Genomic DNA, 19,659 nt, shown 5'->3' with positions numbered 1-19,659 from the left:
TCCTATGGATTTCGTCGCATTGAATATTCCCGTCGCCGACGGGGCGCAGGCCGAGATTCTCGTCGCCGAGTTGGCCGAGTTCCCGTTCGAGAGTTTCGAGAGCGGTTCCGACGTCTTGAAGGCTTACATCCCGCAGGAGCGGTTGGCCGATTGCAAGACCGAGGTCGACGCTTTGCTCGCCCGTTACGGCGTTCCCGGGCGTTACATCTCCATCGAGGCGCAGAATTGGAACGCCCTTTGGGAGCAGAATTTCCCCGCTTCCGACATCGAGGGGCGCCTGCGCATCCGCGCGCCTTTCCACGAGCCCGCCCCCGAGGGCGAGCCCGAAATCATCGTCATGCCTAAAATGTCGTTCGGCACCGGGCAGCATGCCACTACTTGGCTGATGGCCCGCGGAGTTCTCGATTTGGGCGTCGCCGGGCGTCGCGGGCTCGACATGGGCAGCGGTACCGGGGTCCTTTCCATCGTCGCCGCCAAGTGCGGTGCGGTGCATGTCGACGCCGTCGACATCGACGAGTGGGCCGATGCCAATTGCCGCGAGAATATCGCTGCCAATGGCGTCGAAGCCTGTGTTGAGCCTATGTTGGGCGACGTCGCACATATCGCAGGGCGTACCTACGGTTTCATCCTCGCCAATATCAACCGCAATATCTTGTTGCGCGACATGCACGCCTATGCCGCTGCGCTTCTTCCCGGCGGCGACCTTCTCATGAGCGGTTTTCTCGAAGCCGACGTGCCCGCGGTCGTCGAGGCTGCGCAGGCCGAGGGGTTGGCGTTCGTCGCTTCGGCTTCGCGCGACGGGTGGATGATGGTCCACGTGCGCAAGTGAAAACTTACAAGGGGCGCGGGGTCGTTCTCCACACGCTCAAATACGGCGATTCGTCGATGGTCGCCTACCTTTTGACCGACGTCGGCGGGCGGCGCAGCTACATGGTGCAGGGGGTCCGCAGCCGTTCCGGCCGCGGGTCCAAGCTGGCCCTTTTCCAGCCCATGTTCCCCGTCGAGTTCGAGGGGCTCGAATCGTCGCGCCAGCAGATGCACCGTTTCCGCGAGGTGCGGACCGCGTTTTCGTTGCAGAGCCTGCCGTTCGAGGTGCGCAAGTCGACCATGGCGCTCTTCATGGCCGAGGTTCTCTACCGGCTCGTCCGCGAGAGCGAGCCCAACGAGGCGCTGTTCGATTTCGTGTGGGGGTCGGTCGGGGCGCTCGACGCCATGCAGGAGGGGGTCGCCAATTTCCACCTTTGGTTTTTGGCCGGGCTGAGCCGTTTCCTCGGCTTCTGCCCCGGCAACGAGTATATGCCCGGGGCGTGGTTCGACATCCGCGAGGGGCTTTTCACCCCCGTGCAGCCCGCCCATACCGAGTGCATGACCCGCGAGTGCGCCCGTATCCTCCGCGATTTGATGGCGTGCGACGTGCGTGAGTTGGACGCTATCGGGCTCAACCGCACCCAGCGCGTCGAGTTCCTCAACGCCATGCTGGTTTATTTCGGTTACCACCTCGACGCCGTCAGCGCCGTCCAGTCGGTGCGGATTCTGCGCGAGGTTTTTTAGGGCTCCGGGTTGGGTTTTGCCGCGTTTTTTCGTATCTTGTTCCTCCGTCGCGGCTTTGCCGTTGCGGTTCCTCAACCCTTTCGTGCGATGAAGAAACCTTTGCTGACCTTTTTCTGTCTGCTGTTGTGCGGCGGTTTATCGGCCAACGGGCCTTCCCGGGAGCTGCCTGCCGCGCAGTCCGATGCCGTCGAAACCCCTGCGACATGGGATAAGATTCGCGCGCATCTGCCCAAGATTTCGGGTTTCTTGCAGGCGGGTTACCAGTATTCCGACACTTCTTCGGAGTTCTTCGTCAAGCGGGCGCGGCTCAGCCTCACAGGCGACATCGTTCCCAAGTTCGACTACAAGATTCAGTTCGAGTTCGCCAAGCCGCGTCTGGTCGACGCTTATTTGCAGTACAGGCCGTTTCCGCAGTTCGGGCTCCGGGCCGGGCAGTTCAAGATTCCCTTTTCGCTCGAAAATACCGAGTACGGCGTCTCCGCGTTCGAGTTCATCGACTACCCGCTCGCTCTGAGCAGGCTGATGGCTTTCGACGAGGTCTGCGGGCTTGCCGCTTCGGGCCGCGACATCGGGGCTGCGTGTTCCGGCGGATTTTTTCAGCGCAACGGTTACAGCGTCGTCCGTTACGATTTGGCCGTGTTCAACGGCGAGGGTATCAATACCCGCGACCGCAACAAGTCCAAGGATTTCGTCGCGCGGTTGATTGTTCAGCCTTTGGCCGGGTTCGTGGTGTCGGGTTCTTATTATCGGGGCGAGTACGGGTCCTCGCATTTCCTGCGCGAGCGTTACGGCGCCGGGGTGTGTTACGACCGGGGCCCTTTCGTCGTCCGGGGCGAGTGGTTCGGCGGCACGACCGGTTCTTCCGAGGGTCCGTTCGACAGCGGCGGTTGGTATGCCATGGCCGGTTGGCGGGCGCCGCGCAATCTGACCCTCACCGCGCGGTTCGATTCTTTCGTCCTCGACTGCGCCCGGCGTTCCTCCACCCGGCAGAACAATTATACGGCCGGGCTTCTTTGGTCGCCGGTCAAATATCTGCGGTGCCAGTTCAATTATACCTACGAGGATTACGGCCGTTTTTACGACATTTCCGGCCGCCACGTCGCTACGGTGTTGTTCACCGGAATTTTTTAACCTTTCCCCTTGAAGAAGTAGCTTTTCTGTCTGCGTTTCTCCTCCTGCGAGCGGGCGACGTAGACTTTTTCGTGCGTGTAGGGGTTCTCTCCCGTGTAGAACATCACCGACGAAAGGGTCATCGGCGTCGGCGTCAGGTCCTGCACCTGTTCCAGCGTGAAGTGCAGGCTGCCCAGCACCTTTTGCGCCAGCGAGCGCATGTCGCGTTCGGTGCAGCCCGGGTGCGACGAGATGAAGTAGGGAATCAGCTGGTAGGGCAGCCGTTCGTCGCGGCAGATGCGCCGGAAGTCGGCGTTCAGCCGCTCGAACATCGCGAACGGCGGTTTGCGCATCAGCTTCAGCACCGCGTCTTCCGTGTGTTCGGGCGCTACTTTCAGCCGGCCCGAGGTGTGGTGTTTCAGCACCGTTTCCAAATAGGGCGAGCCGTCGAACAGGTCGTAGCGGATGCCGCTCCCGATAAAGGCTTTCTTGATTCCCTTCACCGCGCGTATCTTGGCATATAGTTCCAGCAGCGGCGTGTGGTCGTTGTCCAGGTTGGGGCATTTCGTCGGGTGCAGGCACGACGCCCGGCGGCATTTGCGGCACAGTTCCCGGTCGCGGCCGCCCATGCGGTACATGTTGGCCGAGGGGGCGCCTACGTCGGACAGATAGCCTTTGAAGCCCGGCATCTTCGCAATGCGTTCCACTTCCGCCAGTATCGAGCGTTCGCTCCGCGAGTGGATGAATTTGCCTTGGTGGGCCGAAATCGTGCAGAACGAGCAGCCCCCGAAGCAGCCGCGGTGGATGTTGACCGAGTATTTGATCATCTCCCACGCCGGAATCGCTCCTTTGCCGTCGTAGCGCGGGTGGGGTGCGCGTTCGTAGGGCAGGTCGAACGAGCGGTCGAGTTCTTCGGTCGTCAGCGTCGCGTTGGGCGGCGTCACCACTACATAGCGGTCGCCCACGCGTTCCACCAGCGTCGCGTCCGGTTCCAGCAGGTTGCTTTGGGTTTCTTCGACCGTGAAGTTTTCGCCGAACGCCCGTTTGTCGCGCAGGCAGTCTTCGTAGCTGTGCAGCCGTATCGTCGTCGCCGGGTCGAGCCGCGATACGTAGTTTTCGTCGGCCAGGAACGCCACCTGCCGGATTTTGCGCAGCAGCTTGGCGTTGTAGCCGTTGCGCATCGCCTTGGCCACTTGTTGGACGACCCCCTCGCCCATCCCGTATATCAGCAGGTCGGCGCCCGACTCGGCCAGCACCGAGGGTTTCAGCGCGTCGGTCCAGTAGTCGTAGTGGGTCAGCCGCCGCAGCGACGCTTCGATGCCGCCCGCCACCACCGGTACATGGGGGTACAGTCGCTTGAGTATCCGCGTGTAGACCGTCACCGCGTAGTCCGGCCGGAATCCCGCCTTGCCGCCCGGCGTGTAGGCGTCGTCGTGGCGCAGGCGCAGGTTGGCCGTGTAGTGGTTGACCATCGAGTCCATCGCTCCCGCCGTCACGCCGAAAAAGAGCCGCGGCGCGCCCAGTTTCGTGAAGTCGCGCAGGTCGTCGCGCCAGTTGGGCTGCGGGACGATGGCTACCCGGCAGCCCTCCGCTTCCAGCAGGCGTCCGATTACCGCCGCTCCGAAGGCCGGGTGGTCGATGTACGCGTCGCCCGTGAAAAGGATGACATCCGCCTGGTCCCAGCCTCGGGCGCGCATCTCCTTGATGGTCGTCGGCAGAAACATCCTATTCTTCTCCGTTGGTTATCAGGCGGCACATCTGTTCGCGGGCGCGGTGTATCTGGGTCTTGACCGTTCCAAGCGGCAGTTTCAGCTTGGCCGCGATTTCTTCGTAGGAGTATTCCTCGAAGAAGCGCATGACGATCAGTCCGCGATAGCGGGGTGCCAGCCGGTTCAGATAGTGTTCGATTTGGGTGCGCTGCTGTAGGTTGATGACGCTCTCTTCGGGGGTCGGGGCGTTCGACGCCGGGGCCGCGAAGCGTTCGTCTATGGGCAGGTCGTCCTGCCGGCGGCGCATGTAGTCGATGAAGGTGTTGCGGGCTATGGTGTAGACCCATTGTCCGAAGGTGTAGTTGTCGCTGTAGCGGTGCAGGTTGATGAATACCTTGATGAAGGTCTCTTGCAGCAGGTCGTCCACGTCGTTGGCTCCGCCCATGCGTTGGACGAACAGGCGGCGGATCGATTCGTGGTAGCGGTCGAAAAGGTATTCAAATGCCGCATCGTCGCCGTCGAGTACCAGCGCCACCAGCCGGCGGTCGTCGGCTACGATATAGTCGGCTATCTCCATACGCGTTTGTCCTTGCGCATGGTCAGCAGGCTCAGCAGTATCGCGCCCGGTATGCTCAGCACGTCATAGAGGAAGTAGAGCCAGGCGATTCCCGTTTCGCCCAGCCGGTTGGCTATGCGGCGTACTTCCAGCACCACCGTTATGTAGCGCAGCAGCACCAGCGCCGCCGCCGCTATCTTGTATTCGATGGGCATCACTGCTATCGCGCACGCCGCCGCCGCGAAGAACAGCAGGCGCGAGCCTATCTCCCATTGGACATAGTTGCGTGCGCCCCGCGGGTAGAAGCGGAACGCCGAGCCGAAGTAGCGCAGCTGGCTCAGTCCCCAGCCCAGTCCGCCCCACATCCTTTCGCGCAGCGTGGCCCGCGGCGACAGGATGACGCTCACATTGTCGCGCGTCATGACTTGTTGCAGGAACAGGTCGTCTTCGCCGATGTTCATGTTGAGGTGGTTGAAGCCGTTGTTGTCGAAATAGAGCGTCTTGGTGAACCCGAAGTTCTGGAGCATCCCCCGGTAGGGGCGGCGCCGCACGGCCCGGGCCAGCCATTCCGTGGCGTGCATCATGCGCCACGTGCGCATCAGGTAGTTCTTCAGTCCCTTGGTGTGTTCCACGCCGCAGTAGCCCACCACGATTTCGCCGCGCGTGAAGCCCTTGGCCATCAGCGACAGCCAGCGGTCGGTCTGCGGGCACGTGTCGGTCGAGGTGAAAATCAGGTGTTCATAGTGGGCCGATTTGATGCCTACGTTCAGCGCCATCTTGCGCGAGATGGGGAAGCGAGGGTTCAGATGGATTTTCGTCGTCGTGATTTGCGGGAACGATTGTTTCAGCCGCGTGAGGTCTTCGTAGAAGTCCGTGTCGGCGCCTACGTAGATGATCACCACCTCGAATTTCGAGTAGCTCTGGGCCAGTATCAGCGGCAGGCGTTCCTCCACGAATCCGTAGTCTTCCGAGAAGAGCGGCAGGATGACCGATACCGGGGGGTCGGCGTCGAGCACTTCTTCGCGGCGGTTGTTCTTGTAGTTGGGGATGCGTCCGTAGACGAAAATATAGTAGTGGAGCTGTACGCCCAGCAGCACCAGCAGGATGCCCGCCAGCGCCGTGCCTTCCCAGCCGTAGGAGGCCAGGAACGTATGTGCCAAGGATTCCAAAAATTGCATAGGACCGAAATATGCGCAAAGGTACAAAACAATTCAGAATTCAAAAATTCATAATTCACAATTATTTTCTCTATTTTTGCACGGTACTATGAACATGGATTTCACGCTCGAATACAGGGACCCTGCTTCGCAGGCCCGCGCCGGGGTGCTGCGCACCGACCACGGGGTCATCCGCACGCCCATCTTCATGCCCGTCGGCACGGCCGCCACGGTCAAGGGGCTTTTCCACCGCGACGTCCGCGACGAGGCCAAGGCGCAGATCATTCTCGCCAATACCTACCATCTTTACCTCCGGCCCGGCATGCCCATCATCGAGCAGGCCGGGGGCGTCCACCGTTTCTCCACCTGGGAGGGACCCATGCTCACCGACAGCGGCGGGTTCCAGGTCTTTTCGCTCGCCGCATGCCGTAAGCTCAAGGAGGAGGGGTGCCACTTCCGGTCGCATATCGACGGGTCCCGGCATCTGTTCACTCCCGAGAGCGTCATCGACACCGAGCGTTCCATCGGCGCCGACATCATGATGGCGTTCGACGAGTGCCCGCCCGGCGACGCTCCCCGCGAGTATGCCGCCCGTTCGCTCGACCTCACCGAGCGGTGGCTCGACCGTTGCTTCGACCGTTACGCGCAGACCGCCCCCAAGTACGGGCATTACCAGGCGCTTTTCCCCATCGTGCAGGGGTGTACCTATCCCGACCTCCGGGCCCGGGCCGCCGAGAATGTCAGGCAGTACAACGCCGACGGGTACGCCATCGGCGGGTTGGCCGTCGGCGAGCCTACCGAGACCATGTACGAGATGATCGAGGTCGTCAATGCCATCCTTCCGCAGGACCGGCCGCGTTACCTCATGGGCGTCGGCACTCCCGTCAACATCCTCGAGGGCATCGCCCGCGGCGTCGACATGTTCGATTGCGTCATGCCTACGCGCAACGGCCGCAACGGCCAGTTGTTCACCGCCGAGGGTATCATCAACATCCGCAACAAGAAGTGGGAGGCCGATTTTTCGCCCGTCGACCCCGAGGGCACGGCTTTCGTCGATACGCTTTATTCCAAGGCCTACCTCCACCACCTCTGCGTCTGCGGCGAGATGCTCGCGGCCGAAATCGCGTCGCTGCACAACATCGCCTTCTACCTCCGGCTCGTCGGCATGGCCCGCCAGCATATCATCGCCGGGGATTTCCGCGAGTGGAAAGAGGCTATGGTTCCCAAACTCCAACGCAGACTGTAAAGGTTATGAAGTTCCGTTTCCCGGGTTACCGGATTCTCGACCGTTACATATTGGGGAAGTTCCTCGCTACTTATTTCTTCGCCATCGCCATGATTATCGTCGTCGTGGTGCTCTTCGATTATGTCGAGAAGGTCGACGACTTCACCGAGCTCCACGCGCCGCTGCGCAAGGTCATCTTCGATTATTACCTCAACTTCATCCCCTTTTTCATCAACCAGTTCTCCGGTCTGTTCACTTTCATCGCCTGCATCTTCTTCACTTCCAAGATGGCTTACCAGACCGAAATCGTCGCCATGCTTTCGGGCGGCATGTCGTTCCGGCGGCTCATGTGGCCTTATTTCCTCGGGGCGTTGATTATCGGCGGGCTGTCGCTCCTGCTCAATCTGTGGTTGATTCCCCTTTCGCAGCGCAAGATCGTCGCTTTCGAGGCGCAGTATATCAAGCGCAAGCAGCATACCCAGTACGACCTCCATATCTACAGGCAGATCGAGCCCGGTACGTTCGCTTATATACGTGGTTACCGCGACGCCGCGCACCAGGCGTCTTTCTTCGCGTTGGAGCATTACAAGGACGGGTCCATCGTCCGTTCGCTCGAGGCTTCCGACACCAAGTTCGATCCCGAGACCAAGCGTTGGACCGCTCCGCGTTATACCCGCCGCGAGTTCGATTCCTCAGGCGTCGAGACGTTCGGGCAGTACCGCAACCTCGACACTCTCATCAATTTGGAGGTCACCGAGCTGGGCCGCGTCAGCGACCTTATCCAGACCATGAACATTACCGAGCTCAACCGCTTCCTCGCCCAGCAGCGGGCCAAGGGTTCCGACGAAATCAACATCATCGAGGTCGAGCGCCACGCCCGCTACGCTTATCCGTTGTCGACGTTCATCCTCACCCTCATCGGTGTTTCCCTCTCCTCGCGCAAGGTCCGCGGCGGCACCGGGCTCCACATCGGCATCGGCACCGGGCTTTGTTTTTCGTACATCCTCTTCAACCGTTTCTTCGAAGAGTTCGCCAAGAGCGGTTCGCTGCCGCCGTGGCTCGCCGTCTGGCTGCCCAACATCATCTATCTGTTCATTGCGGTCTACCTTTACAGGAAGGCCCCGAAATAGTCCCGAATCCATGGAGAATTCCGCTTCGTTCCGCCGCCGTTTCCAGCGCAACTTTCCGCTGGCCTACAATTTGTTGCTCATCGCGGCCATCATCCTCGCCATGGCTGTCATTGCCCATGTCGTCATGCAGATCGGCACGCGCCACGGTTCGCGCCGCACGGTGCCCGATTTCTCGGGCGTCCAGCTGCTCGAAGCGCAGCGCCTGGCCCGCCGCCACGACCTCAAGCTGCAAATCAACGATTCGTTGTTCGTGCCCGCCTACGAGGGGGGCATCGTCCTCGATCAGCTTCCCAAGGGGGGTGTCGAGGTCAAGCCCGGCCGCACGGTCTACATCACGATCAATTCGTTCCGTCAGAAGATGGTGCCCGTGCCTTTCGTGGCCGACCGTTCGTTGCGGCAGGCCAAGAACATGCTCGAAATCGCCGGGCTCGAAATCGCGCAGCTCATCTATCGTCCCGACATGGCGACCAATTACGTCCTCGACGAGTATTTCGGGCGCCAGCGCATCACCGAGACCACGCGTGTCGAGGCCGAAATGGGTTCGGGCGTGACGCTCTACGTCGGCGTCCAGCCGGGGCATAACGTCACCGTCGTGCCGCAGATCATCGGCCTTTCGCTCCGCGATGCCAAAAGCCGTTTGTGGGAGTTGGGGCTCAACGTCGGCAAGGTCGCTTTCGACGACGGCATCAATCTGCTCAACCAGAAGGACGCCCACGTCTACATGCAGAGTCCCAAGGCCGAGCGCCACGTGGTGCTCGGGGCCAAGGTCGACTTGCAGCTGACGCTCGACGGGCAGAAAGTCACCGCGCGGCTCCGCGATGCCGAGGAGCAGGCCGCCGAGGCGTTCATGGAGCGCCAGCGCATCGCCGAGGAGAAGGCGGCGGCCGAGCGCGGGAATGCCGGGCAGCCCTCCGCCGCCCGCGACAGCAACGGATTTTTCGACTGATGGCCGACGCTTCCTACATCGACGACGAGTTGCTCGACGACCCCTCGCTCTGCGAGGACGACAGCGAGCAGCAGGGGCTCTACGAGCATTTCGCGGTCGTGGCCGACAAGGGGCAGACCCTCCTGCGGCTCGACAAGTTCCTCGTGGCGCGTATGGAGCATTGTTCGCGCAACCGCATCCAGGCGGCGGCCGACAGCGGCAACATCCTGGTCAACGGCAAGCCGGCCAAGTCGAGCTACAAGGTCAAGCCTTCGGACCGCGTGCAGATCGTGCTGCCTTATCCGCGGCGCGACAACGAAATCCACCCCGAGGAGATTCCGCTCGAAATTCCCTACGAGGACGACGACTTGCTGTTGGTCGACAAGCCGGCCGGCATGGTCGTCCATCCCGGCGTGGGCAATTGGTCGGGTACGCTCGTCAACGCTTTGGCGTGGCATCTGCGCGGCACCGCCATCGCCGACAGCGGCGAGATGCGCGCCGGGTTGGTCCACCGCATCGACAAGAACACTTCGGGACTGTTGGTCATCGCCAAGAACGAGCAGGCCCACGCACGGTTGGCCAAGCAGTTTTTCGACCACACGATTTATCGCCGCTATGTCGCCCTCGTGTGGGGCGATTTCGCCGAGGACGAGGGGACTATCACGGGCAACATCGGCCGCAGTCCGCGCGAGCGGCAGAAAATGTACGTCTTCGAGGACGGTTCCGACGGCAAGCATGCCGTGACCCATTGGCGCGTGCTGAAACGTTATAACTACGTCACGCTCGTCGAATGCCGTCTCGAAACGGGCCGTACCCACCAGATTCGCGTCCACATGGCGTGGCAGGGTCATCCGCTGTTCAACGACGAGCGCTACGGCGGCGACCGCATCCTCAAGGGCACCACGTTCGCCAAGTACAGGCAGTTCGTCGAGAATTGTTTCGCCTTGATGCCGCGCCATGCGCTCCATGCCCAGTCGCTCGGGTTCGAGCACCCCGCCACGCACCGCGAGCTGAAGTTCGAGAGCGATTTGCCCGCCGATTTCCGCGCCCTGCTCGCCAAGTGGGACAGCTATAAACAGAGTGAAAATTGAAAATGCAAGGCGAAAGTGTTTGTTAAAACGTTTTAACTGCGTGTTTTTCACCTCTCACTTTTAATCCCTCTTCGAGGGCTTGATTTTTCACCTCTCACCTCTCACCTCTCACCTCTCACCTCTCACCTCTCACCTCTCACCTTTTCGACTATGGACCTTATCCTTAAATATTTCCCCGACCTTACCGACGGGCAGCGACAGCAGTTCGCTGCGCTGTGGGACCTCTACGCCGACTGGAACGCGAAAATCAACGTCGTCTCGCGCAAGGACTTCGATCAGCTTTATCTGCGCCACGTGCTCCATTCGCTGGCCATCGCCAAGGTGTGCGTATTCGCGCCGGGCGCCCGGGTGCTCGACGTCGGATGCGGCGGCGGTTTTCCGTCGGTGCCGCTGGCGATTCTTTTTCCCGACGTGCACTTCACGGCGGCCGATTCCATCCGCAAGAAGATTACGGTCGTCGAGGGCGTCGCCGACGGGTTGGGGCTGAAGAACCTGACGCCCCGTTGCGCGCGGGTCGAGACGCTGGCCGAGCGGTTCGATTACGTCGTTTCGCGGGCCGTCACCGCCATGCCCGAGTTCGTCGGGTGGGTGTGGAACAAAATCGAAAAAGGGCAGCGCGGTACGCTGCCCAATGGAATTCTCTACCTCAAAGGCGGGGAGTTGGCCGAGGAGCTGGCTCTCACCGGCAGGCGGTGGACCCTCTACGACATCCCGCAGTTCTTCGACGAGGAGTTCTTCGAGACCAAAAAGGTGGTCTACACTTCAAGATAGGTGAAAAGTGATAAGTTAAAAGTGCAAGGTGTGTTGCTGATTAAAACGTTTTAGCAAGCACTTTTAATTCCCCTGCGGGGCCTTGACTTTGCTCTTGCTCGGCATAGCCTGCAAGCAGTCTCTGCCCTCGCATACTCGCAAAGTTCACCTTTTCAAAATTTTCCGCACGCTGTCCATGAATTCTTCGGGCGACGACGCGCCCTGGATGCGGCCCAGCAGTTCGCCTTTCGTGTCGAAAATCAGGTAAAGCGGAATGGCGCCGTTGCCGTAGCGTTTCAGCAGCTCCTTGCCCGTCGGTTTGTCGGTGTCGTATTTCGCCGCGACGAAGCGCTGGCTCATGAAGTCGCCCACGTCCTTGCGCGAAAATACGTGCCGTTCCATCATCCGGCAGGGCGGACACCACGAGGCGTAAAGGTCGATGAAGACCAGTTTGCCCTGCTTGACGGCCATTTCACGAACGGCGTCGGTCGATGCGGTCTCGAACCGGACCTGTGCCTGCGCGGCGCCCGCTGCGAGCGTCACAGCCAAAAGTAGAATCCATTTTTTCATGTTGTCGGTTGTTTGGCGGCTTCGGCTGCAAATTCCGAACCCAATTTATAAAGTGAAAGGTTAAAGTTGCAAGGTGAAAAGTAGCTGCTAAAACGTTTTACCTATATGCTTAATCTCTCTTTTGAGGGCTTGACTTTTCACCTTTCACTTCTCACTTTTCACTTTCTCCGAAGTGCTCAGCAGGCCGCAGGCGGCCTGGATGTCTTCGCCGCGCGAAGCACGGATAGTGGTCTGGATGCCGCGGGCGGTCAGGGCGTCGCGGAAGCGGACCATCCCCGCGTCGTCGGGCGAGAAGTAGGGCGAGCCGGGTATCTTGTGGAAGCGGATGAGGTTGATGCGGCACTTGATGCCGTCCAGCAGGCGGCACAACTCGCGGATGTGGCGCGGCGAATCGTTGAGCCCCTCCATGACGATATACTCGAACGAGACCCGCCGCTGGTGGGTGAAGTCGTAGTCGCGCAGGATGGCCGCCACCTCGGCGATGGGCCACGCCCGCTCGACCGGCATGATAGCTGTACGTTCTTCGGCGAAAGGGTTGTGCAGGCTCACGGCAAGGTGGACCTTGGTGCTGTCGAGGAACCGGCGCAGCTCGGGTACGACGCCCGCCGTGGAGACCGTGACGCGGGTCGGCGACCAGCCGAAACCCCACGGCGCCGTGATGATTTCGAGCGCCCGCAGGACATTGCCGGTGTTGTCGAGCGGTTCGCCCATCCCCATGAAGACCAGGTTGGTCAGCCGTTCGCGTTCGGGCAGCGAGACGATTTGGTTGAGGATTTCGGGCGCGGAGAGCGAATGTTGCAGCCCCTGCCGCCCGGTGGCGCAGAAGCGGCAGCCCATGCGGCAGCCTGCCTGCGAGGAGACGCACAGCGTGGCCCGGTCGCCGTCGGGGATATAGGCCGATTCGATGAAGCTGTTCCGGAGGGTCCGGAACAGGTATTTCTTGGTTCCGTCGGCCGATTCGCTGACCCGGACCGGAGCGCTGAGCACGGGCCGGAACCGTTCGGCCAGCGCGGCCCGGTGTGCGGCGGCTATGTCGCTCATGGACAGCGGGTCTTCGGTATGCCGCACGTAGAGCCACCGCGCCAGCTGCCCGGCGGCGAATCGCGGCATGCCCAACTCGCGGCACAGCGCGGCCAGTTCGTCGGGCGTGCGCCCGTAGAGGGGTTCGGTGTCTGCCATGGTGCGGCTCGTAAGAGGGTTTTCCGCAGACAAAAATAGGCAAAAGTTGAAGATTTTTTGCCCCGGGCCGCACGATTTCGGAATTTTATGTATATATTTGTGGTGCAAGTGTACGCCCCGCGCGTGCCGCCGACCTGAAACGATTAAAAAGAATCAATAGATGGAAATCAAGAAATCGCCCAAGGCAGACCTCCAGAACAAGCGGGGTCTTCTGCTCGAAATCGGTCTGATCGTCGCGCTGGCGCTGGTCATCGCGGCTTTCGCCTATACGCCGAAAGAACACCGTATCGAGCAAGTCGATCTGAACTACGGTCCCGTCGACGAGCAGATCGTCGAAATCACGCGCCAGGATCAGAAGCCGCCCGAACCTCCCAAGAAGGTGGAGGTGAAGGTGATCGCCGACTTGCTGCAGGTGGTGACCAACGAGACCAAGATTGCCACGGACATCAACTTCGCGGAGTTCGACGAGGACACCGAGGTGCTGCAGCAGGTGGAAGTCAAGGAGGAGATCATCGAAGACGACCAGCCGTTCCTCACGGCCGAGACGATGCCTTCGTTCCAGGGCGGCGACCTCAATACGTTCCGCAAGTGGGTGCAGGACAATGTGCGCTTCCCGCAGATTGCGTTGGAGAACGGCATTTCGGGCCGCGTGGTGCTGTCGTTCGTCATCGAGAAGGACGGCCGTCTGACCAACATCCAGGTGCTGATGACCCCCGACCGTTCGCTTTCGGAGGAGGCCATCCGCGTGCTGAGCAAGTCGCCCAAGTGGAGCCCCGGCAAACAGCGCAACCAGGTGGTGCGCATCAAGTACACCCTGCCGGTCGACTTCCGCATGCAGAACTAAGACGCGGCATCCGATATATCGAGGGTATCTTGCTTCCGGGCGGATACCCTTGTTTATGATGGGTTGCCGGGACGGGGCGGAGGAGGCCCGGGCTGCTTCGGCCGATTGGAGGAGAAGCCCTGCCGCGTCCGGAGATAGCACGGAGTTTGCCTGCTGAACCGCGCATCGGCCCGGCCGGAGAAAAATCTGTCGGCATGGCCGGAAAAACTATTTGACGAAAAAAACTTGGAAGAGAACAGAAATACCCTATCCGCTCCCGCGCCGCACGAGTGCGAACGCGCCGTGCTGGTGGCTGTGGTCCGTGATAACCAGGAACCCCGCCAGGCCGAGGAATTCCTCGACGAGCTGGAATTCCTGGCCGAAACGGCCGACATCCGTTCGGTGCGCCGCTTCACGCAGCGGCTGCCGCAGCCCTCGTCGCGCATCTATGTGGGGCCGGGCAAGCTGGAGGAGATAGCCGACTATTGCCGGGAGAACGAAATCGACGTGGCGATTTTCGACGACGAACTCACGCCGTCGCAGACCCGCAACATCGAAAAGGCGATGCCCTGCCGCATCCTCGACCGCACGCGTCTGATTCTGGACATCTTCATGTCGCGGGCCCAGACGGCCTATGCCAAGACGCAGGTGCAGCTGGCCAACTACGAATACATGCTGCCCCGGCTGTCGGGTCTGTGGACCCACCTCGAACGCCAGCGCGGCGGCACGGGTACGCGCGGCGGTGCGGGCGAACGCGAAATCGAGACCGACCGCCGAATCATCCGCAGCCGCATCGCCAAGCTGAAGGAAGACCTGAAGAAAATAGACCGTCAGATGGCCGTGCAGCGCTCGAACCGCGGGCAGCTGGTGCGGGTGGCGCTGGTGGGCTATACGAACGTGGGCAAATCGACGCTGATGAACCTCATCGCCAAAAGCGAGGTCTTCGCCGAAAACAAGTTGTTCGCCACCCTCGACACGACGGTGCGCAAGGTGGTGTTCGACAACCTGCCGTTCCTGCTTTCGGATACGGTGGGATTCATCCGCAAGCTGCCGACCGAGCTGATCGAATCGTTCAAGTCGACCCTCGACGAGGTGCGCGAGGCCGACCTGCTGGTCCATGTGGTCGACATTTCGCATCCGCAGTTCGAGGAGCAGATAGCCGTAGTGAAGCAGACCTTGCAGGAGATAGGCGCGGGCGACAAGCCGGTCTACATGGTCTTCAACAAAATCGACGCCTACACCTATATTAAGAAAGAGGAGGACGACCTGACCCCCGCGACGCGCGAAAACCTCTCGCTCGACGACCTGCGCCGCAGCTGGATGGCGCAGACCGAATCGCCCTGCATCTTCCTGTCGGCGCTCGCGAAGACCAACCTCGAGAAGTTCCGCACCGACCTCTACGGCATGGTGCGCGAAATCCACGCCGGACGCTATCCGTTCAACAATTTCCTCTATTGACAACCAAACCTCAAGCTATCATGGAGTTGCATATCCTCAGCCAGCAGAACACCGTGCTCAACAAGTTCATCGCCCAGATTCGCGACAGAGAGGTGCAGACCGATTCGATGCGTTTCCGCCGCAACATGGAGCGCATCGGCGAAATCACGGCCTACGAACTCTCGAAGGAACTGAACTACACGCCCCGGACGGTCGAAACGCCGCTGGGCGAAGCCGTCGTGCAGCAGATCGACGACCGGATTGTCATCGCCACCATCCTGCGTGCCGGGCTGCCGTTCCACCAGGGTTTCCTCAATTATTTCGACGACGCGCAGAACGCGTTCGTCTCGGCCTACCGCAAGAGCACCAAGGACGGGAAGTTCACGGTGAAGGTCGAATACATTTCGTGCGGCGACCTGGAGGGCAAAACGCTGCTGCTGGTCGACCCCATGCTGGCTACGGGTTCGTCGCTCGTGCTGGCCTACAACGCGCTGTGCGAGCGGGGCGGCACTCCGGCCCATACGCATGTGGCGTCGGTCATAGCCAGCGAGCAGGGTGTGGACTACGTGATGAAGAACATGCCCCGGCAGACGACCACCGTGTGGGTGGCGGCGGTCGACGAGGAGCTGACCTCGCGTTCGTACATCGTGCCCGGCATCGGCGACGCGGGCGACCTGGCCTACGGGGAGAAAATCTAAATGAAACATAAGCTGGCCTTTCTTCTGGCCGTTTTCGCGGCGACGGTGCTGCTGCTGGCCGTGCAGAAGCCCGTGTTCCTGGCGTGGTATGCCGTGGGGCGGGGATTCACGGCCGCCGACTGGTGGCAGGTGGTGCGGCATGGCCTTGCGCTCGATATGACCGTGGCAGGCTATGTGACGGCGCTGCCCGTGCTTGTCGTGCTGCTGTCGCTGTGGGTCCGGCTGCCGGAGCGGCCGATGCGCTGGCTGCTGACGGGCTATTTCATTGCGGTTTCGGTCGTTGTGGCGGCTATCTTCGCCGTGGACCTGGCGCTCTATGAACATTGGGGATTCCGGGTCGACGGCACGATTCTTATCTACCTTGCCGACCCCCGCGAAGCGATGGCCAGCGTCGATTTCTGGCTCGGCGTGCGGCAGACCCTGCTGTTTGCGCTCTATGCGGCGGCGATGGGGTGGGCCTACTCGCGGGTAGTCCGGCTTTTCGACGGGGAACCGCTCCGGTGGCGGGCGGCTTTGCCGTGGAGTGCGGGCGTGCTGCTGCTGGCAGGGCTGGATTTCCTGGCGATTCGCGGCGGGCTGGGCGCTTCGGTGGCCAACGTCTCGAAAGTCTGTTTCAGCTCCGAAATGCTGCTCAACCATGCGGCGATCAATCCGGTTTTCTCGTTCCTCTCGACGCTGGGCGAACAGACCGACTATGCCGCGGAATATCCCTTTTTCGACGAACGCACCCGGGCGCAGAAATTCGATGCCGTCCGCGGAAACCGCCCCGGCACGCAGCCTGCGGAGCGGCTGCTGCGGACCGCGCGGCCCAATGTGGCGGTGATTATCCTCGAAAGTTTCGGCCGGACCGTCATGGATGCCGAGACTGAGGGCGAACCGGTCATGCCTTGCATGCAGCGGCTCAAGGAGCAGGGTATTTGGTTCGAGAACTTTTTCGCCAACTCGTTCCGGACCGACCGCGGCGAAGTGGCCATATTGAGCGGATTTCCGGCGCAGACGCGCATTTCTGTCATGAAACTGCCCGGCAAAAGCCGCAGCCTGCCCTCGATGGCCCGCTCGCTCGGACGCGAGGGCTACCGCACGCGCTTCGTCTATGGCGGCGACCTCAATTTCACCGACCAGGCGTCGTACATGTATGCAACGGGCTGGCAGCAGCTTTTCTGGCAGAAAGATTTCGACTTCGACACGCCCCCGGCCGACTGGGGCTACGACGACCGGGTCATGTGCGAATGGTTCGGCGAGCAGGTCGTCCGCTGGAGCGCCGAGGGGGAACCTTTCCTGGCCGGGCTGCTGACGCTGAGCAGTCACCCGCCGTTCGACGTGCCCTATGCGAAGTTCGGCGACCGGATGTTCAATGCGACGGCTTTTGCGGACGAGTGCGTGGGGCGGATGATCGAACGCTGGAAAGCCTCGCCCGCGTGGGACGATCTGCTGGTGGTGTTGGTGGCCGACCACAGCGTGGCCTATCCGCCGTCGCTGGCCTACAACGAACCCTTGCGTCACCGGATACCGATGATATGGACCGGCGGGGCGCTTGCGACCCCTCCCCGCACGGTGGAGGAATACGCGTCGCAGATAGACCTCTGCGCCACGCTGCTGGGGCAGTTGGGGGTGCCGCACGACGATTTCGATTACAGCAAGGATATTTTCGACCCGGCGCTTCCGAAGTTCGCCTACTACACGTTCAACGATGGTTTCGGCGTGGTCGACGCTTCGGGCCGGGCGCTCTACGACGCTGCGACGGGGCAGGCGGCTCCGGGGTCGGACCCACGGCTGGAGGAGACGGGGCGGACCCTGCTCCAAACCACCTACGTCGACATCGGCCGCCGCTGACGCCCGGAGGGCCGCCCTTGTGAAGCCGCATCCCCTTTTTTAGGTATTGCCGGGCCGCGGGGGAATCGCTAACTTTGAACCCGCAGAAAAATAGATGCTTATGTACAGTTCGGGCTATTCTTCGGACATGCGGATGTGCGACCTGGTGTGCGACCGCTATCCGGTGTTGCAGGTGATGAGCCGTTTCGGCATTGCGCTGGGCTTCGGCGACAAGACCATCGCCGAGGTGTGCGCCGAAAACAAGGTCGACACCGAAACCTTTCTGGCGGTGGTGGGCATGTCGGTCAACCGCAGCGGCGGCGTGGAGCTCTCGGGCGCGGTGGCGGTGCGGTCGCTGCTCAGCTATCTGCACAATTCACACAGCTATTTCCTCGGCTTCCGGTTGCCCGCCATCCGGCGCAAGTTGATAGGCGCGGTCGATTGCAGTCTGAGCGACGTGTCGTTCGCCATCATGCGCTATTTCGACGAATATGCCGCCGAGGTCGACCGCCACATGGCCTACGAGGAGAAGTCGGTGTTTCCCTATGTCGAAGCGCTGCTCGCGGGGGAGAAAAAGGCCGATTACTCGATAGACGTATTCCGCCGTCAGCACGACCAGGTCGAAGCGCGGCTGCACGAACTCAAGAACATCATCATCAAATACTACCCCTCGGGCGGTACGAACGAACTGAACGGCGTGCTCTACGACATTTTCACCTGCGAGGAGGAACTGGCGTCGCACAACGCCGTCGAAAACGAACTTTTCATCCCGGCCGTCGAACGGCTTGCGGCTGACGGCCCCGGCGAAGCGCGGCAGGAACCGCTGAGCGCCCGCGAACGCGAAATCATCGTCTGCGTGGTCAAGGGGCTTACCAACAAGGAGATAGCCGACTGCCTCTGCATTTCGACCCACACGGTCATCACCCACCGGCGCAATATTGCATCGAAATTGCAGATCCATTCGGCGGCGGGTCTCACGATCTACGCCATTGTCAACAAACTGGTCGAACTCTCCGAAATCAAGGATTCCATTAGCGATACCTCCGCATGAAGCATCGGCACCATCCTGTCTCGTCGCTCAACCGCGCCTTTCTGATAGGCATCGGACTGAACGTGCTGTTCGTGGCCGTGGAGTTCTGCGCGGGGCTGTGGTACGGGTCGATGGGGCTGTTGTCCGATGCGGGACACAATCTTTCGGACGTGGCGAGCCTGCTGCTGGCCATGTTGGCGTTCCGGCTGGCGCAGGTCGGGCCCAAACCGCGCTATACTTACGGATACAAGAAAAGCACGGTGCTGATTTCGCTGTTCAATTCGCTGATTCTGCTGATCGCCGTGGGGGTCATCATCGCCGAGAGCATCAACCGGATGATTCACCCCACGCCTATCCCCGGCGGGGTCATCGCCTGGACGGCGGGTATCGGCGTGCTGGTGAACGGCTTCACGGCGTGGCTTTTCATGAAAGACCGCAAGCGCGACCTGAACGTCAAGGGGGCCTATCTGCACATGATTGCCGACGCACTGGTGTCGGTGGGGGTTGTGGTTTCCGGCGTGGTGATTCTGCATACCGGGTGGACCATCGTCGACCCTATTGTGGGTTTGGTCGTGGCGGCTGCCATCATCGGTTCGGTCTGGTCGCTGCTGCGCGACAGCCTGCGCCTTGCGCTCGACGGCGTGCCTGCGGGCATCGACGTGGCGGGGCTGGAGCGGTGCATGAAGGGCGTCGAAGGGGTGCTGGCGGTCCATCATATCCATGTTTGGGCCATCAGCACGACCGAAGCGGCGCTGACGGCCCATGTCGTGCTGTCGGACCCCTGCATGATGGTGTGCGTGAAACCCAAGCTCAAGGAACTGCTTGCCGAAGCGGGGGTCGTCCACGCCACGCTCGAATGCGAGACCGTCTCCGAACATTGCAGCGGCCGCTGCGAATGACCGTCCC

Annotated in this window: 19 protein-coding genes; 14 read left to right on the top strand and 5 right to left on the bottom strand. The window is 61.3% G+C overall.

The features are described 5' to 3' along the window. Positions 1-4 precede the first annotated feature (4 nt). From prmA to NFR47_RS02120, 3 genes are all read left to right on the top strand, one after another. The gene (gene prmA, locus NFR47_RS02130) at positions 5-829 is read left to right on the top strand and encodes a 50S ribosomal protein L11 methyltransferase (RefSeq protein WP_251213936.1); all 825 of its coding nucleotides are present in this window, start codon (positions 5-7) and stop codon (positions 827-829) included. Beyond that, positions 826-1,551, top strand: a complete 726-nt coding sequence (recO, locus tag NFR47_RS02125) for a DNA repair protein RecO (RefSeq protein ID WP_251213935.1) — start codon at positions 826-828, stop codon at positions 1,549-1,551. Before prmA ends, recO begins: the two co-directional genes overlap by 4 nt. 87 nt (positions 1,552-1,638) lie before the next feature. Next, the gene (locus tag NFR47_RS02120) at positions 1,639-2,682 is read left to right on the top strand and encodes a porin (protein ID WP_251213934.1); all 1,044 of its coding nucleotides are present in this window, start codon (positions 1,639-1,641) and stop codon (positions 2,680-2,682) included. On the opposite strand, the gene NFR47_RS02115 is transcribed toward NFR47_RS02120, so the two are convergent. From NFR47_RS02115 to NFR47_RS02105, 3 genes are read right to left on the bottom strand one after another with little or no spacing between them, the layout of a single operon-like run. Further along, on the bottom strand, positions 2,679-4,385 hold the full coding sequence (locus tag NFR47_RS02115) for a YgiQ family radical SAM protein (RefSeq protein WP_251213933.1): 1,707 nt from the start codon (positions 4,383-4,385) through the stop codon (positions 2,679-2,681). The two genes, NFR47_RS02120 and NFR47_RS02115, sit on opposite strands and share 4 nt — an antisense overlap. A gap of 1 nt (position 4,386) precedes the next feature. Beyond that, the gene (locus NFR47_RS02110) at positions 4,387-4,947 is read right to left on the bottom strand and encodes an RNA polymerase sigma factor (RefSeq protein ID WP_251213932.1); all 561 of its coding nucleotides are present in this window, start codon (positions 4,945-4,947) and stop codon (positions 4,387-4,389) included. Next, the gene (locus NFR47_RS02105; protein WP_251213931.1) at positions 4,938-6,104 is read right to left on the bottom strand and encodes a glycosyltransferase family 2 protein; all 1,167 of its coding nucleotides are present in this window, start codon (positions 6,102-6,104) and stop codon (positions 4,938-4,940) included. Before NFR47_RS02105 ends, NFR47_RS02110 begins: the two co-directional genes overlap by 10 nt. Before the next feature lie 94 nt (positions 6,105-6,198). Between NFR47_RS02105 and tgt the strand changes: the two genes are divergently transcribed. The 5 genes from tgt to rsmG all read left to right on the top strand — a co-directional run bounded on the left by tgt (position 6,199) and on the right by rsmG (position 11,225). Then, positions 6,199-7,329 (top strand): tRNA guanosine(34) transglycosylase Tgt, encoded by a 1,131-nt coding sequence (gene tgt / locus NFR47_RS02100; RefSeq protein ID WP_251213988.1) that lies wholly within the window; start codon positions 6,199-6,201, stop codon positions 7,327-7,329. Between the two features lie 5 nt (positions 7,330-7,334). After that, complete coding sequence (locus NFR47_RS02095) at positions 7,335-8,438, top strand: LptF/LptG family permease (protein ID WP_251213930.1); 1,104 nt, start codon at positions 7,335-7,337, stop codon at positions 8,436-8,438. Positions 8,439-8,448: 10 nt separating this feature from the next. Continuing rightward, on the top strand, positions 8,449-9,384 hold the full coding sequence (locus tag NFR47_RS02090) for a PASTA domain-containing protein (RefSeq protein ID WP_251213929.1): 936 nt from the start codon (positions 8,449-8,451) through the stop codon (positions 9,382-9,384). Next, positions 9,384-10,454, top strand: coding sequence for an RluA family pseudouridine synthase (locus NFR47_RS02085; RefSeq protein WP_251213928.1), 1,071 nt, complete (start codon positions 9,384-9,386; stop codon positions 10,452-10,454). The genes NFR47_RS02090 and NFR47_RS02085 overlap by 1 nt, the downstream gene beginning before the upstream one ends. A 150-nt stretch (positions 10,455-10,604) precedes the next feature. After that, positions 10,605-11,225 carry a 16S rRNA (guanine(527)-N(7))-methyltransferase RsmG gene (gene rsmG / locus NFR47_RS02080; RefSeq protein ID WP_251213927.1) on the top strand — a complete coding sequence of 207 codons (621 nt, stop codon included), beginning with the start codon at positions 10,605-10,607 and terminating at the stop codon, positions 11,223-11,225. Positions 11,226-11,369: 144 nt separating this feature from the next. On the opposite strand, the gene NFR47_RS02075 is transcribed toward rsmG, so the two are convergent. Continuing rightward, positions 11,370-11,774 carry a thioredoxin family protein gene (locus NFR47_RS02075; protein ID WP_251213926.1) on the bottom strand — a complete coding sequence of 135 codons (405 nt, stop codon included), beginning with the start codon at positions 11,772-11,774 and terminating at the stop codon, positions 11,370-11,372. 144 nt (positions 11,775-11,918) lie between these two features. After that, complete coding sequence (gene rlmN / locus NFR47_RS02070; RefSeq protein WP_251213925.1) at positions 11,919-12,953, bottom strand: dual-specificity RNA methyltransferase RlmN; 1,035 nt, start codon at positions 12,951-12,953, stop codon at positions 11,919-11,921. A 160-nt stretch (positions 12,954-13,113) separates the two neighbouring features. Here rlmN and NFR47_RS02065 point away from each other — a divergent pair, with 160 nt between their 5' ends. From NFR47_RS02065 to NFR47_RS02040, 6 genes are all read left to right on the top strand, one after another. Then, the gene (locus NFR47_RS02065) at positions 13,114-13,797 is read left to right on the top strand and encodes an energy transducer TonB (RefSeq protein ID WP_251213924.1); all 684 of its coding nucleotides are present in this window, start codon (positions 13,114-13,116) and stop codon (positions 13,795-13,797) included. A 225-nt stretch (positions 13,798-14,022) separates the two neighbouring features. Beyond that, complete coding sequence (gene hflX / locus NFR47_RS02060; protein ID WP_251213923.1) at positions 14,023-15,234, top strand: GTPase HflX; 1,212 nt, start codon at positions 14,023-14,025, stop codon at positions 15,232-15,234. Between the two features lie 20 nt (positions 15,235-15,254). Further along, positions 15,255-15,911 carry a uracil phosphoribosyltransferase gene (gene upp, locus NFR47_RS02055; RefSeq protein WP_251213922.1) on the top strand — a complete coding sequence of 219 codons (657 nt, stop codon included), beginning with the start codon at positions 15,255-15,257 and terminating at the stop codon, positions 15,909-15,911. Beyond that, complete coding sequence (locus tag NFR47_RS02050; protein ID WP_251213921.1) at positions 15,912-17,744, top strand: LTA synthase family protein; 1,833 nt, start codon at positions 15,912-15,914, stop codon at positions 17,742-17,744. Between the two features lie 100 nt (positions 17,745-17,844). Then, the gene (locus tag NFR47_RS02045) at positions 17,845-18,774 is read left to right on the top strand and encodes a helix-turn-helix transcriptional regulator (protein WP_251213920.1); all 930 of its coding nucleotides are present in this window, start codon (positions 17,845-17,847) and stop codon (positions 18,772-18,774) included. Further along, positions 18,771-19,652: a cation diffusion facilitator family transporter gene (locus NFR47_RS02040; RefSeq protein ID WP_251213919.1), complete on the top strand. Its 882-nt coding sequence runs from the start codon at positions 18,771-18,773 to the stop codon at positions 19,650-19,652. Before NFR47_RS02045 ends, NFR47_RS02040 begins: the two co-directional genes overlap by 4 nt. Positions 19,653-19,659 lie beyond the last annotated feature (7 nt).

Origin of the sequence: Alistipes muris (assembly GCF_943193205.1) — a bacterium.
Lineage (GTDB): Bacteria > Bacteroidota > Bacteroidia > Bacteroidales > Rikenellaceae > Alistipes > Alistipes muris.
The sequence above is the reverse complement of the archived record's forward strand: the minus strand, read 5'-3'. Positions and strand labels throughout refer to the sequence as shown.

Excerpts from the sequence above, each read along its gene's own strand:
- prmA (WP_251213936.1), top strand. The coding sequence starts at position 5 with ATGGATTTCGTCGCATTGAATATTCCCGTCGCCGACGGGGCGCAGGCC.
- NFR47_RS02120 (WP_251213934.1), top strand. The coding sequence starts at position 1,639 with ATGAAGAAACCTTTGCTGACCTTTTTCTGTCTGCTGTTGTGCGGCGGT.
- NFR47_RS02115 (WP_251213933.1), bottom strand. The coding sequence starts at position 4,385 with ATGTTTCTGCCGACGACCATCAAGGAGATGCGCGCCCGAGGCTGGGAC.
- NFR47_RS02110 (WP_251213932.1), bottom strand. The coding sequence starts at position 4,947 with ATGGAGATAGCCGACTATATCGTAGCCGACGACCGCCGGCTGGTGGCG.
- NFR47_RS02105 (WP_251213931.1), bottom strand. The coding sequence starts at position 6,104 with ATGCAATTTTTGGAATCCTTGGCACATACGTTCCTGGCCTCCTACGGC.
- tgt (WP_251213988.1), top strand. The coding sequence starts at position 6,199 with ATGGATTTCACGCTCGAATACAGGGACCCTGCTTCGCAGGCCCGCGCC.
- NFR47_RS02095 (WP_251213930.1), top strand. The coding sequence starts at position 7,335 with ATGAAGTTCCGTTTCCCGGGTTACCGGATTCTCGACCGTTACATATTG.
- NFR47_RS02090 (WP_251213929.1), top strand. The coding sequence starts at position 8,449 with ATGGAGAATTCCGCTTCGTTCCGCCGCCGTTTCCAGCGCAACTTTCCG.
- NFR47_RS02085 (WP_251213928.1), top strand. The coding sequence starts at position 9,384 with ATGGCCGACGCTTCCTACATCGACGACGAGTTGCTCGACGACCCCTCG.
- rsmG (WP_251213927.1), top strand. The coding sequence starts at position 10,605 with ATGGACCTTATCCTTAAATATTTCCCCGACCTTACCGACGGGCAGCGA.
- NFR47_RS02075 (WP_251213926.1), bottom strand. The coding sequence starts at position 11,774 with ATGAAAAAATGGATTCTACTTTTGGCTGTGACGCTCGCAGCGGGCGCC.
- rlmN (WP_251213925.1), bottom strand. The coding sequence starts at position 12,953 with ATGGCAGACACCGAACCCCTCTACGGGCGCACGCCCGACGAACTGGCC.
- NFR47_RS02065 (WP_251213924.1), top strand. The coding sequence starts at position 13,114 with ATGGAAATCAAGAAATCGCCCAAGGCAGACCTCCAGAACAAGCGGGGT.
- upp (WP_251213922.1), top strand. The coding sequence starts at position 15,255 with ATGGAGTTGCATATCCTCAGCCAGCAGAACACCGTGCTCAACAAGTTC.
- NFR47_RS02050 (WP_251213921.1), top strand. The coding sequence starts at position 15,912 with ATGAAACATAAGCTGGCCTTTCTTCTGGCCGTTTTCGCGGCGACGGTG.
- NFR47_RS02045 (WP_251213920.1), top strand. The coding sequence starts at position 17,845 with ATGTACAGTTCGGGCTATTCTTCGGACATGCGGATGTGCGACCTGGTG.
- NFR47_RS02040 (WP_251213919.1), top strand. The coding sequence starts at position 18,771 with ATGAAGCATCGGCACCATCCTGTCTCGTCGCTCAACCGCGCCTTTCTG.